The following is a 12,868-nucleotide window of genomic DNA, read 5'->3' as shown; positions in this document are numbered from 1 at the left end:
ACGGTTCATGGCCGCGAAGAACGACACGATGTACGACATTGCTGTATTCAGTTTCCTTCTGGCTGAGCCCTGACAACGCGTCGAAGGGGCTCGGTGGTCGACCGTCATTGCGGGACGATCAGGACCGGCGGACCACCCGCGACCAGGCCGGGAGCGTGGCCGGGCCGGGGGTGACGTCTGCCCCACAATGGTAACAGTTGCGCAACCATGCTCGGTGCACCGTTGACCTTTGACCAACCGCGTGAAAGACGACAGTGTGACCTCACTTCCCGGCTCGGATGCCGTGCCCGACAACGCCGAGATCCTGAGCCGGATCGCTGCGGTCCAGCTCTCGTCGGCGAGCCCACTCGTCCTGCGCGGCAAGCGATTCGACGCCGGGTCGCCGGCGGTCATGGCGATCGTCAACCGGACCCGGGACTCCTTCTTCAGCGGCAACCGGCACGCCGACCTCGAGTCGGCCAAGGCGGCCTTCGTCGGCGCGGTCGAGCTCGGCGCCGACCTCGTCGACGTCGGCGGCGTGCGGGCCGGTCAGGAAGGTGAGGTGGTCGACGCCGACGAGGAGATCCGGAGGGTCGTCCCCTTCCTACAGTGGGCGAGATCCGAGCACCCCGACGTCCTGCTGAGCCTCGACACGTGGCGCTCGGAGGTGGCGCGCGAGGCCGACGGTGTCGTCGACCTCGTCAACGACACCTGGGCCGGCCACGACCGCGACCTCGTCCACGTGGCCGCGGGCATCGGCGCCGGCTACGTCATCTCGCACACCGGCGGTCTCCCGCCCCGCACCGACCCGGTGGACGTCACGTACGGCGACGACCCCCTCGACGTCGTCCGGGACGTCGTTCGCACCCTGGCCGACGGTGCCCGCGCGGCCGAGCGGGCCGGCATACCTCGTGAACGCATCCTCGTGGACCCCACGCTCGACTTCGGCAAGACGACGGCGCACTCGCTCGAGGTGCTCCGGCACACGGCCGACGTCGTGGCCCTGAACTACCCTGTGCTGCAGGCGATGTCACGCAAGGACTTCGTCGGAGAGTCGCTCGACCTGCCTGCCGAGGAGCGGCTCGAGGGGTCGCTGGCGGCCACCGCCGTCGCGGCCTGGCTCGGGGCGACGGTCTTCCGCGCTCACGACGTCCGCGCGACCCGCAGGGTGGTCGACATGGTGGCCACGATCCGTGGTGACCGACCGCCGCGGCTCGCCCTGCGAGGCACTCGGCGTGACGACGCGGCCAACGCTTCCTGAACGACCAAAATCTGGTGTCATCCGACAGGCTGACCGCGCGGTATTCTGCTAGGTTCGTCGCGGTTGCAGTTGCAGTTCCTCGAAGTCGAGCAGGTGCCCGTCATCCGCAATGGTGGCGGGATTTCTTTTCGACAGCGGCGGGTTCGCCCGTCCCATGGAGTCAAGGCGGCAGCTTGGGATGCGCGAGGTGCGTCGTTCCACACGCTAAAGAAGGAAGAGTTACCCGTATGGCACAGGGCACCGTCAAGTGGTTCAACGCCGAGAAGGGCTTTGGCTTCATCGCCCAGGACGGCGGCGGCCCCGACGTTTTCGTCCACTACTCGGCCATCCAGTCGAACGGCTACCGTTCGCTGGAAGAGGCGCAGCGAGTCGAGTTCGAGGTCACCCAGGGTCCCAAGGGTCCCCAGGCTGACGCGGTTCGCCCGCTCTGATCACTCGAGATCAACAGCAACGAGCGACACACAACCTCAGTCGTTTGTGACAAAGCCCCCGGCCATCGGCCGGGGGCTTTGTTGTGACGGCGGGCCGGCGCTGGCCGGCCCGCCGTCAGCACTTGTCGTACGGCGTCGTCGTCGGCGACGGGGTGCTCGTCGGCGTCTTCGCGGGCGTCTTGGGCGTCGCCGGGGTGGTCGACGGGGTCGCCGGCTTCGGGGCCTGCAGGCTCTTCTGGACGAAGGCGTGGATCTCGTCGTAGTTGGGCCTGACCGAGTTGAAGTCGGGGATCTGGGCCAGCGAGATGCTGCTGATCTTGTTGCCCTTCTGGACCCGCTCGATGAGGTCGACGAACGCCGGGAGGTTCTGGGCCGGGATGTCGGTGTAGATGTTGTCGCGCGCGATGCGGGCGATCTCCGGGTACTTCGAGACCATCTGCGACGGGTCGACCTGCTTGACGACCGCCTGGACCACGCAGCGCTGGCGGTCCTGGCGGTAGGTGTCGCTGTCGGCCGCACGGGTGCGGGCGTACCAGAGCGCCAGGTTGCCGCCGAGGTGCTGGACGCCCGGGCTGAAGTAGCCGGTCTCGCCGATGACGCCGCCGTTGCCGTCGCTGTGGCCGCCGATGGGCAGCTTGGTGCCGAACCCGCTGAGCTTGACGTTGATCGTCACGCCGCCCATGGCGTCGATGAGCTGGGAGAAACCCTTGAGGTCGACGACGACGGTGTGGTCGATCTTGAGCCCGAGCACCTCGGAGATGACGTTGCGGGTCTCGTCACGGCCCGGTGCGGTGCCCGTGTAGGAGCCGGGGTGGTCCTGGCGGTACTGGTCGACCTCGGTCCACACGGCGTTGAGCATGCACTGGTCGTTGGGGTCCTTCTGCTCCCGGAAGCACACGGGGCGCCCGTACGTGCCGCTCGGGTAGAGCCCGCGCAGGGGGCTCGACTTGGGCAGCGGCACCCGCTGGAGGTTGCGGGGGAGGGAGATGAGGGCAGTCCGACCGGTCTTCGTGTCGATGCTCGCGACGATCATCGAGTCGGTTCGGGTGCCGGTGCGTCCGACGCCGGCGTCGGAGCCGAGCAGCAGGATGTTGACGCGGGCCTGGTCGGCCCACGGGTCCTCACCCTGGGCCACCTGCGCACCCACGCCCGGCTTCACCGGGGCGGTGCCGAAGACCTGCGCGACGGTCGTCTGCGTGATGCTGGCGTACTCGGCGAACTTGAAGGAGGACGCCGCGACGAGGAAGACCATGAGCGTCGTGAACCCGGCCAGCAGGCGCGTGCGGGCCTTGTCGAGGCGCGTGGGCCGGGACTGGACCGCGGTGAGGATGATCGATCCGCACCACAGGATGCCGATCACGACGAAGGCGACGGCGATCGCCTGCAGGACGGCGGGCCGGGCCACGAGCGACAGCACGGCGTTGGTCAGGCCGGTGCGCAGCACGTAGTAGGCGCCGAGCCCGATGCCGATGAGGGCGATGACGAGGATCACCCAGCCCGTCTTGCGGCTGCGGGTCTGCGTCAGCCCGGCACCCGGGACGACCGTGCCGAGCGCCGTGAGGCCGAGCGACCTGCGGAAACCAGACCTGAGTTCACGTCGCAGCGCGTCGCGTGTCGGGGGCGCATCCTGACCTCGCGTGTTCGGATAGCTCATGAAGTCCTCTCTGATCGGCCCATGCGCACGGGCCGATGCACATTGTGCCCTGCGAACCTGTTATGCGCCGCATCGACTCGGGTAACGCGTGCGGGTCTGCGCCACCCCGGTTTGGGCCCGGGCCACGGCTGCCGGTAGCCTGTGCTCGCCCGTGCATCCGAAGTCGCCTCGGCGGCCTCGTGCCGGGCACGGAGGCGTCGCATAGTGGCCTAGTGCGCCCGCCTGCTAAGCGGGTTGAGGATAAAACCTCTCGCGGGTTCAAATCCCGCCGCCTCCGCCAGCAGGGGCTAACGATTCGCAGCGAGAATGCGGACGTTAGCCCCGTCGGTTGAACCCAGAAGCGGCGCCCACCATCACGGTGGGCGCCGCTTCGGCGTGACGGTCCCGGCCCACCGCCGAACGGCCCTCTCGCGGCGTCCAGGCACTCGATGGGCGGGTCCGCGGGCATGCGTGCGGCCCGTCCGGCGTGGGGGCCTGACGGGTCGTGGTGGTGCGGGTGGTGGAGCTCTGCTGCGGTCGGGCGACGGGTGCGGGCTACGCGTCCGGTGGCGGGTCCGGGACGGCGCCTGCTCCGCCTCCTGGTGCAGGTTGATGGGCGGCGACTGCGTCGGCGGCGGCTCGTGCTGCCGCGACCCGGGCGCGGGTGGCCTCGATGAGGAGGGTGCGCCGGCGGGGCCGGCGGGCGCGCGGCGCAGGCCGGGTCAGCTCGTCACCGGCTCCGGCTCGGGCCTGGGCGTCGCGGCGCAGCTGCCACGCGTCAAGCAGGCGCAGGTTGACGGCCATGACGGCGACCATCGTCATGAACGCGGTCTTGGCCAGGCCCATGACGCGGAAGTTGCCGCGGGTGATGTTCTGGGTGGCGTCGTTCTTGAGGTTGCCGAAGATGCCCTCGATGCGGTTGCGCCGGTTGAACGAGTCGTACCAGGCCTTGGAGCCGTAGAGGTCCGGCTGCCAGTACGGCAGCTCGTCGCGGCTGATGCGCGACTTCTCCTGCCCGCAGACCTTCGGGGTCCGGCCGGCCGGGGGCGTGAACACGGTGGGTGTCGTGGTCGGCTTGGTGAGTGGCAGGGTCAGCGAGCGGGGCTTGAGGTCGCAGCGCAGCTGCCCGAGCAGGGCCATGGCGCGGCAGCCGAAGTCCCAGGAGCCGTCTTCGTTGCGTCCGCCGACGGCGTGCAGCGCGTAGATGGCGCGCTGGGCGATGCTGGCCTGGTACGCGGCGATGGTGGCCCGGTCGGCGCCGATGGGCGGCGGGGTGAGGGTGCGCAGGTGCGCGGGCAGCCTGGGGGAGTAGGGCTGCCCGTCGATGACCAGGGCGCCGGAGGTGGGCTTGGGGGTACCGCGGCGGGCCGGGCCGAGCTGGTGGACGGTCAGGTCGTGCACGGAGGTGAACCCGAGCTCCCACAGCGGCCAAATCCAGTCCTCGGCCTTGCGGTTCTCGGAGGTGTAGGCGCGGTCGGCGAGCACGTCGCGGCGGGGCCGGTCAGGCGTTCCGGCGGCGGCGTCGGCGTTCTCGTGGTCGGCGACCATCCGGGTCAGCATGCCCAGGCCGGCCTCGCGAACGTCGGCGTTGGCCGCGGTGAGGTCGATGCGTTCGACCAGGCACGGGACGTCATCGCCGTTGCCGGTGCTGGCGTTGGTGGCGGCGCGGCTGGCTTCCGGGACACGGACCAGGGCGTGCAGCCAGTAGCCGTACCAGCCGTTGGAGCCGTGCGTCTTCTTCCCGTTCCAGGACGCGTCCGGGTCCGGGTAGAGCCACGGCGCCTTCGGCTGCTTGCGGTTCTGCCGGGCCCAGGTGCGCACCTCGGAGGAGTCCAGCGCGTAGGAGCCGGTGTGCGCGATCTGGCGCGGGTGGGTGGCCTCGACGCCGCGGTCCAGGACCCAGCGCAGGCGGGTGAACCGGTCGGCGAGCGCGTCGGCGTGGCCGGCCTTCAGCTCGGTCAGGGCCGCGCCGAGGGCGGTCTCGTCGATGACGCCGTCGGGGTCGGCGTGCGCGGCCACGGCGTCATCGCGGGCGCGTTCGTAGGCGTCCCGATTGCTGGCGGCGTGCGGGGACGGGTCGATGAGGGCGAGCATCCGGTTGAACAGGTAGGAGACCATCCGTTCGGTGACGGCGCCCTCGCCGGTGACCCCGGTCCGGGGGATGCCCAGGCGGTGCTTGGTGCTGGGGGTCATCGCGTTCAGCAGCCGGGCGGCGTCGCGCAGGATGAGGGGCTGCTCGGCGGCCGAGAGCGTGAGAAGCGCGACGAGCAGGGCGCGGGCGTTCAGGGTCCGGCGGCGGCCGCCGGCGCGGGTGTCGGCCCCGGCGAGCTCGGCCTCGAACCAGGCGCCGAGCCCGGAGGTGTCGATGACCGCCTCGAGGCGGTGCACCAGGGCGGGGTCGGCCCGCAGGTGGAAGACGCGGGCCGGCCCGGCCAGCACAGCGGTGGTGCTCATCGGCGCGCGCCCTTCCCGCTCGAGCTCTTCGTGGTGGTTCTCTCGGTGATGGCGACGTCGTCGCGGAGCGGGACGCGGGGGCTCTCCCACGGGTTCCCGTCGAGCTCGGGCCAGCCAGCTGCGACCGCCTGGCTGTCACGGTTGCCTGCGCTGTCCCCGCTGTCCCCGCTGTCTCCACGGACCTGGGTGAGGTAGGCGTGCTCGTCGAGGGGCTCGAGCAGGGGGACGCTCGCGTACCAGGTGTCGGTGCTGGTGATGTGCGCGGCGCGTACGTACGCGGGCAGCCCGCATCCGGAGGCGAGGACGAACGCGCTCCACGTGGCGCGCAGCCGCTGCCCGGTGGGGCGGATGCCGGGCGGCAGCGCCAGCTGTTCCCAGAGCCGGTTGGAGACACCGTGCGCGGCGAAGAGCACGGGGGCGCCGTCGGCGTCGCTCTGGCGGTCGTGGGTGAGCATGAGGGCGTGCGCGCGTGCCGCCAGGGGTGCGAAGTCGCGGTAGACCGGCACGAGCCGGCCACGGCCGGCATCGTCGGGCACGAGGACGCGGACCGGACCGGGGTCGGTGACGAGGCTGTCGGGGCGCAGCAGCCGCAGGTCGGCATCACGCAGTCCAGCGCCGACGGTGAGCGCCAGGACCAGGCTCGCGCGTCCACGCCACCGCGGGGACTCCAGCGTGGTGACGGTCTCCATGAGGGTGGCCAGCTCGTCGGTGCAGTAGGGCAGTTGGGCGCCGTGCCGGGTGAACTGGACGGGCTGGAGCGGCTGTCCGACCGGGACGAGGTTGCGGGAGATGCGCCGAAGCGGCGCCGCCATCGTCGCGGTGCTGCGCGCGCTCCAGGGGCCGGCGCCAAGCGCGAGGGTGTGCTCGACCTGGGGTGGGGCCCACACGCCGGGCACCGACAGGTCGGCGCCGCGGGCCTCGCACGCACACACGTGCGCCAGCACGATGCGCCCGATGCGCTCGACGACCTTCACGCTCGGGGGTAGGTAGCCGGCCAGGCCGACCCGGACCAGCGGCGCCACCCGGTTCCAGGTGGCCGGCACGTGGTGCGGGCGGTAGCCGGAGATGCGCTCGGCGACCGGCGAGGACAGGTGCGCCATCAGGTGCTCCAGAGCCGTGTCCGGTGCCGCCGGTACCGTGGTCTTCCACGGCGGTCTGGGCGGCGTAGGGCGGGGGTGAGCTGGCGTGCTGGCCATGGAGTCGGTGTCCTTGCTGGCTTCGGTGTCGGGCTGCGTTGTGCCGTCGCCGGCGGCGGTGTTGTTGAGTCGCCGGATACGGGGGTCGCTGTGCAACGTGCCGGGGAGGTCCCGGTCCGACACGCCCGCGTGTGCGTCGAGGTGCACGGTTCATGGCGTTGTAGGTTCACGTTTCGGCGCGTAGCTCAGACGAAGGCAGCGACAGGGTTGGCGACAGGGGTGCACGTGGGGTACAAGCGGCTACCAGTGGAGTTCTGCGCGCCGGGGACATGGCCCCGGGGCCCGTTCCAGGACCGGGCCACCGGGACTGGTGAGGGCGCCGTCAGCGACGGTGATGGTGGGCAGGGGGATGGGGTCGTGACCGCAGCCGCGACCGTGGGCCGGCTTGCGGCAGCCCTGCACAACCGGCGCACGATGCGCGGGTGGTCGCAGGCGATGCTGGCGCGCCAGTCCGGGGTCGGGCAGCACACGATCGGCAGGATCGAGGCTGGCCGGACCTGGCCGGACCTGGCCACCGTGGCTCGGCTCGCTCAGGTCCTCGGGATGGCGGTGACGATGGGCTCCGCAGGCACCGGGCCCGTCGGTGACGCAGTCCCGGCGGCACCCGGAACGCCGGCTGCTGCTGGGGTGGCGGGTGGTCCGTTGCGGCTCGGTGGCGCCGGGGTGTCCGCGGCGCAGGCCATCGACCTGCTGTTCGCGCACGACCCGCGGCTGGCCTCCGAGGTCGCTGCACTCGCGCAGACCCGGCGCCGCACGGCGTACACGGCCGCAGCAGCAGGGGCAGCACGGGCGGCAGGCGCGCGCGCATGAACCCGGACGACTACCACCTCGAGTTCTACGACGACGGCAGCCGGCAGCCGGTCCGGGACTGGCTCGAGGACCTGGAGCAGGACGAGCCGGCCAAGCACGACGCCCTGATGTACGGGCTGTCCGTGATCCTGGCCCGGCAAGGCACCAACGTGTGCGGCACCGAGTTCGGGAAGAGCCTCGGCAAGGGCCTCTACGAGTTCCGGCTGCGGCACACCCGAGACGAGTTGCAGGCCAAGACCCAGCCGCACCTGAGCGCCAAGCAGCCCGAGGGTGACACCGGGGCTGCGCCCGAAGGAGCAGGCGGGGCAGCCTCTGGACCCCGGGGCGATGACCCGGTCCGACTGGTGCTGCGGGTCTTCTTCTCCGTGCACGGCGACAAGATCGTGCTGCTGCTCGGTGGCTACGACAAGGGCAAGGACCCCTCGCCGCGACGGCAGAACAAGGAGATCGCCGAGGCGCGCAAACGCCTCAAGGACCACCAGGCAGAGATGGCGGCCGAGGCGAAGCGGGCCGCGAAGGACGCAGCCAAGGAGTCGGCGAAGGGTGCGGTTGGGGCAGGCCGGTCGTCGCCCGGCCTAGCGGCCGGCACGGCGTCGACCGACTCCGAGGACCCGACCCGCGCGGCCGAGCAGCGGGTGTCGGCCGGTCGCAGCTACCTGCTGTGGTTCCGCAAGCGCCGTCAGCGGGGCGCCCGCGGCACCCGCCCCGGCCGATGAGGGAAACCTCTTGGCCGTATGTGGCAAAACACATATGATGGAGCACGGTGAGTGTGAGGAGGACACGATGAGCACCCGCAGCAGCAGGAACACCAGCTTCGACAGCTACGTCGCCGACAAGGAGGCGTCCGCGACGCCCGAGCGGCGCGCCCAGATGGACGCTGCCCGCGAACACGCGGAGGTCCTCTACAAGGAGCACTTCGGCCTCGGTGAGCAGCTGGCGTCGCTGCGCAAGGCCCACCACCTGACCCAGGGCGAGCTCGCGAGTGCGACCGGCATCGGCCAGTCCGAGATCAGCCGCATCGAGCAGGGCAAGGCGAACCCGACCCAGGAAACCCTGTCCCGGCTGGGCGCCAGCCTCGGGGCAGTCCTGACGTTCGCCACCGAGGACGGGCGCCCCGTCTCCGTCTGAAGAGACGCCGCCGACCCGCACCGGCCACCGCGGTGACTGGCTGACCAGTGCGCTCACGGAACGCGGAAGCACTCCTGCGGGCATGCCGATGAACGGGTGTGCCTCAGCGACCTCCGGCTCAGTGCGCTGTTCGAAGGCGGCGGCACTCTTCATGACATGCGGAAGTTGCGGCCCAGCCACGGACCGGGTCATGGGCGATGATCAGCACATGTGGCCCCGACGCAGCACCTCCCCAGGCGGGCCGCCCCCAGCGGCGCTCATACTCGCGGACGACTTCCGGGTCCTCCAGATCACGATGGCCACCATCGTGATTGGACTGATCGCGGTCGCGATCGCGGTCGGGAACGCGGCGGATTGGGCACCGTGGGCCGGCATCGCCTCGGCCATTGTCCTTGTCCCGGCGTGGCTGCTCCTGGTTGTCCGCGCTGGCCGCTCCCGCGTCGAGGTCAGCACGGGCGGCGTGCGAGTCCGTCGAGTCTTCTCCACCCGGGAAATCGCACCGCAGGACTACGACGGTGTCACTTGGAACCCAAGCATCTTCCCCGTACAAGGCGCCTCCCTTGCGGTCCGGCGCAAGTCCGGTCGACCGGTCAGTGCCCCCTCAGCCATAGGCATGCTGAAGAACCCCCTCAGAACTGTTGAAGACGAAGTCGCCGAGATCGGGGAGCAGGTCGCCGCCTGGCTGAGCGGGCCGCCGGCAGGCTCCCACCCATACTCGTCCCCCTGAGGCCGTTCTAAGCGCCGTCGTTCCGAGGCGTGCTCCTCTCAAGCTTCGCGCGGACATGCCGCTGGTGGTGCAGCAGCCGGCCGCCGTTGCCTCCAGAACCCCACGAAGCCGAACAGGTCCGAGACAGGGCCGCCACTCAGCCGCTCGTTCGCGGGCATCCGCCACGACAGCGCGCGCCCGGGCGGGCCCACGCCGCCGTGGCGGGCGGCCCTGCCCTAGCCGCCTGCATGCCCACACCGGGGAAGGCAGTTGTGTAAGTGTCGGAGAGCGAGCGTGTAAGTGGCAGGCCCATCCGGCCGTGTCGTCGCAGGTCAGGGCAATCGTTAGCACCCGGCCAGCACAAGACAGAAGGACCCCGACACGCTTGTCGTCGGGGTCCTTCTGTCTTGTGCTGATCGAACGCGTGGGACGGCCTCTGCCGCCGGCGAGGACACGCACCACGGCCAGGCCACCCGTGGCCTCTCGACCGTTGCGAGGGGGCCGTGCGTGGCTCCTCGACGGGATCGCCCGGGGCCGCAGGGGCCGCAGGGGCCGCAGGGGCGCGGAGCTCGCGTATGCCGTGGGCCCGGCGACACGGCATACGACTGCGGTGACCGATCGTGCACGACGGGCATGACGGAGGGCCCGGCACCGTGTGGTGCCGGGCCCTGCATCACGTCGTCCGCCGCCCGCCGGCCAGCAGGCGGTGGACCGACCTCAGTGACCGCTGACGCGGGCCTTGAGACCGTCGAACTCGGCCCACAGCTCCGCGGGGAGCTGCTCGCCGAACTTGTCGAACCACTCCTGGATGAGGGGCAGCTCCTTCTCCCAGTCGGCGGCGTCGACCTTGAGGGCCTTGGCCACCTGCTCGGGCGACATGTCGAGCCCGTCGACGTCGAGGGAGTCCGCGGTCGGCACGAACCCGATCGCGGTCTCCACGGCGTCGGCGTCGCCGTCGAGGCGCTCGATGACCCACTTGAGGACGCGGCTGTTCTCGCCGAACCCGGGCCACAGGAAGGAGCCGTCCTCCTCGTCGCGACGGAACCAGTTGACGCCGAAGATGCGGGGGAGCTTGGAGGCGTCCGCGCTCTTGCCGATCTCGAGCCAGTGGTTCATGTAGTCGCCCGCGTGGTAGCCGATGAACGGCAGCATCGCCATCGGGTCGCGGCGCACGACGCCGACGGCGCCGGTCGCGGCAGCGGTGGTCTCCGAGGAGAGCGTCGCGCCGATGAAGGTGCCGTGCTGCCAGTCGCGCGACTCGTAGACGAGCGGCACGGTCGTCTTGCGGCGGCCGCCGAAGAGGATCGCGTCGATCGGGACGCCGTCGGGGTTGTCGTACTCCGGGGCGATCATCGGGCACTGCTTGGCCGGCGTGCAGAAGCGGCTGTTCGGGTGGGCCGCCTTGGTGCCGGCCTCGCCGTCGGCGGGCGTCCAGTCGTTGCCGTGCCAGTCGGTCAGGTGGGCCGGGACCTCGTCGGTCATGCCCTCCCACCACACGTCGCCGTCGTCGGTCAGGGCGACGTTGGTGAAGACCGAGTTGCCCTTCTCGATGGTGGCCATCGCGTTGGGGTTGGTCGACTCACCCGTGCCCGGCGCGACGCCGAAGAGCCCGAACTCCGGGTTCACGGCGTAGAGCCGGCCGTCCTCGCCGAAACGCATCCAGGCGATGTCGTCGCCGACCATCTCGGCCTTCCAGCCGGGGACGGTGGGGGTGATCATCGCGAGGTTCGTCTTGCCGCACGCGGACGGGAAGGCGGCTGCGACGTAGTGGACGGAGCCCTTGGGGGAGGTGAGCTTGAGGATGAGCATGTGCTCGGCCATCCAGCCCTCGTCGCGGGCGATCGCCGAGGCGATGCGCAGCGAGTAGCACTTCTTGCCGAGGAGGGCGTTGCCGCCGTAGCCGGAGCCGTAGCTCCAGATGGTGCGCTCCTCGGGGAAGTGGACGATGTACTTCGTGTCGGAGCACGGCCACGCGACGTCGGCCTGGCCCTCTGCGAGCGGCGCGCCGACCGAGTGGAGGGCGGGCACGTAGTCCGCGTTCGTCTCCTCGATCGTGTGGAGCACCGCGTCACCGCAGCGGGCCATGACGAGCATGGAGACGACGACGTAGGCGGAGTCGGTGATCTCGACCCCGAACATCGGGACCTTGGCGTCGAGGTGACCCATGACGAAGGGGATGACGTACATCGTGCGGCCCTGCATGCTGCCGCGGTAGAGCTCGGTCATCCGAGCCTTCATCAGCTCGGGGGCCATCCAGTTGTTGGTGGGCCCGGAGTCCTTCTCGTCGACGGAGCAGATGTAGGTCCGGTCCTCGACGCGGGCGACGTCGGTGGGGTCGCTCGCGCAGTAGAAGGAGTTCGGCTTCTTGCTCTCGTCGAGCCGCACGAACGTGCCGGCCGCGACGAGCTGGTCGGTCAGCTCGGTCCACTCGTCGGCGGAGCCGGTGATCCAGCGGATGTCGCGCGGCTGCGTCAGCTCGGCGACCTGCTCGACCCATGCGGTCAGTCCCGCGTGCGTCGTGTGTGTCTGTTTCTCGTGGGTCGTGGTCAACTCGGGGCCCATCCCTTCGCGCGCGGTGCCGCCCGGCACCACGTCGTGCCGGTGTGAAGCTGTTCCCCACGTGGATCCTGGGCAGACCCGGATCGGGCTGCAGGTGTCCACATGCTGAACAGATGACGTGATGAGTTCAAGGTACGCGCCGCCGGGAGCGCCTTTGGCCGCTAGCGGGACGGGGGCCGGTGAGACGGCTCACACCGGGTCGGGGCCGCAAGAAATCCGACGATCCACTGTCGGTTTCTTGCAGGATTTTCAGTACTCATCCGTAGGTCGGGCGGTCTCGCCGACGCGGTCGCCGGGCACCCCCGGCGTATGCCGTGAGTGCTGGCCCGACGCCCCGCCCGGCCGCCGTTCGGGGCCCGATTTCGTGGATGCGGACCCGAGGCGCTAAGGTAACTTTTCGTTCCTCCGAGTGACGGAACGACGCACCCGTAGCTCAACGGATAGAGCATCTGACTACGGATCAGAAGGTTTGGGGTTCGAATCCCTACGGGTGCACTCTGTGTTGAGACAGAACACGAGACCCCGACCGGTTGCCGGTCGGGGTCTCGTGCTTTCCGGGCCGCCCGCTGCGGAGCGTGGGCGTGTCCATCACCGGCCGAGCAGTGGGCCGACCAGTGGGCCGAGCAGTTGGCTGAGGAGTTGACTGAGGACTCACCCCCGGAAGGTGATGGGCCGCCCGCCCGACTGCTGGATCGTCGGGGTCAGAGGGTG

10 protein-coding genes and 2 tRNA genes are annotated in these 12,868 nt (G+C 70.5%); 8 read left to right on the top strand and 4 right to left on the bottom strand.

Annotated features, from left to right (window positions below):
- Positions 1–304 precede the first annotated feature (304 nt).
- Positions 305–1,240, top strand: a complete 936-nt coding sequence (gene folP / locus TAE01_RS00500) for a dihydropteroate synthase (RefSeq protein ID WP_222594038.1) — start codon at positions 305–307, stop codon at positions 1,238–1,240.
- A gap of 227 nt (positions 1,241–1,467) precedes the next feature.
- Entirely contained in the window at positions 1,468–1,671 is a 204-nt protein-coding gene (locus TAE01_RS00495) for a cold-shock protein (protein ID WP_030200907.1), read from the top strand.
- 115 nt (positions 1,672–1,786) lie between these two features.
- Here TAE01_RS00495 and TAE01_RS00490 read toward each other — a convergent pair whose 3' ends face one another.
- Entirely contained in the window at positions 1,787–3,325 is a 1,539-nt protein-coding gene (locus tag TAE01_RS00490; RefSeq protein ID WP_147062320.1) for an LCP family protein, read from the bottom strand.
- A gap of 190 nt (positions 3,326–3,515) precedes the next feature.
- Here TAE01_RS00490 and TAE01_RS00485 point away from each other — a divergent pair.
- A tRNA-Ser gene (locus TAE01_RS00485) sits at positions 3,516–3,605 on the top strand.
- Positions 3,606–3,859: 254 nt separating this feature from the next.
- On the opposite strand, the gene TAE01_RS00480 is transcribed toward TAE01_RS00485, so the two are convergent.
- Complete coding sequence (locus tag TAE01_RS00480; protein WP_147062318.1) at positions 3,860–5,758, bottom strand: hypothetical protein; 1,899 nt, start codon at positions 5,756–5,758, stop codon at positions 3,860–3,862.
- A complete protein-coding gene (locus tag TAE01_RS00475) occupies positions 5,755–6,858 on the bottom strand; it encodes a hypothetical protein (RefSeq protein ID WP_147062316.1) in 1,104 nt (367 codons plus the stop codon). The genes TAE01_RS00480 and TAE01_RS00475 overlap by 4 nt, the downstream gene beginning before the upstream one ends.
- Positions 6,859–7,311: 453 nt before the next feature.
- Between TAE01_RS00475 and TAE01_RS00470 the strand changes: the two genes are divergently transcribed.
- The 4 genes from TAE01_RS00470 (at position 7,312) to TAE01_RS00455 (ending at position 9,619) form a co-directional block, all read left to right on the top strand.
- Positions 7,312–7,764: a helix-turn-helix transcriptional regulator gene (locus TAE01_RS00470; RefSeq protein WP_147062314.1), complete on the top strand. Its 453-nt coding sequence runs from the start codon at positions 7,312–7,314 to the stop codon at positions 7,762–7,764.
- Positions 7,761–8,480, top strand: coding sequence for a hypothetical protein (locus tag TAE01_RS00465; protein ID WP_147062312.1), 720 nt, complete (start codon positions 7,761–7,763; stop codon positions 8,478–8,480). Before TAE01_RS00470 ends, TAE01_RS00465 begins: the two co-directional genes overlap by 4 nt.
- A gap of 67 nt (positions 8,481–8,547) precedes the next feature.
- Positions 8,548–8,892: a helix-turn-helix domain-containing protein gene (locus TAE01_RS00460; RefSeq protein WP_222594023.1), complete on the top strand. Its 345-nt coding sequence runs from the start codon at positions 8,548–8,550 to the stop codon at positions 8,890–8,892.
- Between the two features lie 190 nt (positions 8,893–9,082).
- Positions 9,083–9,619 carry a PH domain-containing protein gene (locus tag TAE01_RS00455; protein ID WP_147062310.1) on the top strand — a complete coding sequence of 179 codons (537 nt, stop codon included), beginning with the start codon at positions 9,083–9,085 and terminating at the stop codon, positions 9,617–9,619.
- A 696-nt stretch (positions 9,620–10,315) separates the two neighbouring features.
- Here the strand turns inward: TAE01_RS00455 and TAE01_RS00450 are convergent.
- Positions 10,316–12,160, bottom strand: coding sequence for a phosphoenolpyruvate carboxykinase (GTP) (locus TAE01_RS00450; RefSeq protein WP_147062308.1), 1,845 nt, complete (start codon positions 12,158–12,160; stop codon positions 10,316–10,318).
- A 419-nt stretch (positions 12,161–12,579) separates the two neighbouring features.
- Here TAE01_RS00450 and TAE01_RS00445 point away from each other — a divergent pair.
- A tRNA-Arg gene (locus TAE01_RS00445) sits at positions 12,580–12,652 on the top strand.
- The last annotated feature ends 216 nt before the right edge of the window (positions 12,653–12,868 follow it).

The organism is Terrabacter aerolatus (assembly GCF_007991735.1).
In the GTDB taxonomy this organism is placed as follows: domain Bacteria; phylum Actinomycetota; class Actinomycetes; order Actinomycetales; family Dermatophilaceae; genus Terrabacter; species Terrabacter aerolatus.
This window is presented reverse-complemented; position numbering and strand designations above follow the sequence as displayed.

What these genes read in the sequence shown, in the direction of transcription:
- TAE01_RS00495 (WP_030200907.1), top strand. Translation starts at nt 1,468, where the DNA reads ATGGCACAGGGCACCGTCAAGTGGTTCAACGCCGAGAAGGGCTTTGGC.
- TAE01_RS00490 (WP_147062320.1), bottom strand. Translation starts at nt 3,325, where the DNA reads ATGAGCTATCCGAACACGCGAGGTCAGGATGCGCCCCCGACACGCGAC.
- TAE01_RS00480 (WP_147062318.1), bottom strand. Translation starts at nt 5,758, where the DNA reads ATGAGCACCACCGCTGTGCTGGCCGGGCCGGCCCGCGTCTTCCACCTG.
- TAE01_RS00475 (WP_147062316.1), bottom strand. Translation starts at nt 6,858, where the DNA reads ATGGCGCACCTGTCCTCGCCGGTCGCCGAGCGCATCTCCGGCTACCGC.
- TAE01_RS00465 (WP_147062312.1), top strand. Translation starts at nt 7,761, where the DNA reads ATGAACCCGGACGACTACCACCTCGAGTTCTACGACGACGGCAGCCGG.
- TAE01_RS00460 (WP_222594023.1), top strand. Translation starts at nt 8,548, where the DNA reads ATGAGCACCCGCAGCAGCAGGAACACCAGCTTCGACAGCTACGTCGCC.
- TAE01_RS00455 (WP_147062310.1), top strand. Translation starts at nt 9,083, where the DNA reads ATGGGCGATGATCAGCACATGTGGCCCCGACGCAGCACCTCCCCAGGC.
- TAE01_RS00450 (WP_147062308.1), bottom strand. Translation starts at nt 12,160, where the DNA reads ATGGGCCCCGAGTTGACCACGACCCACGAGAAACAGACACACACGACG.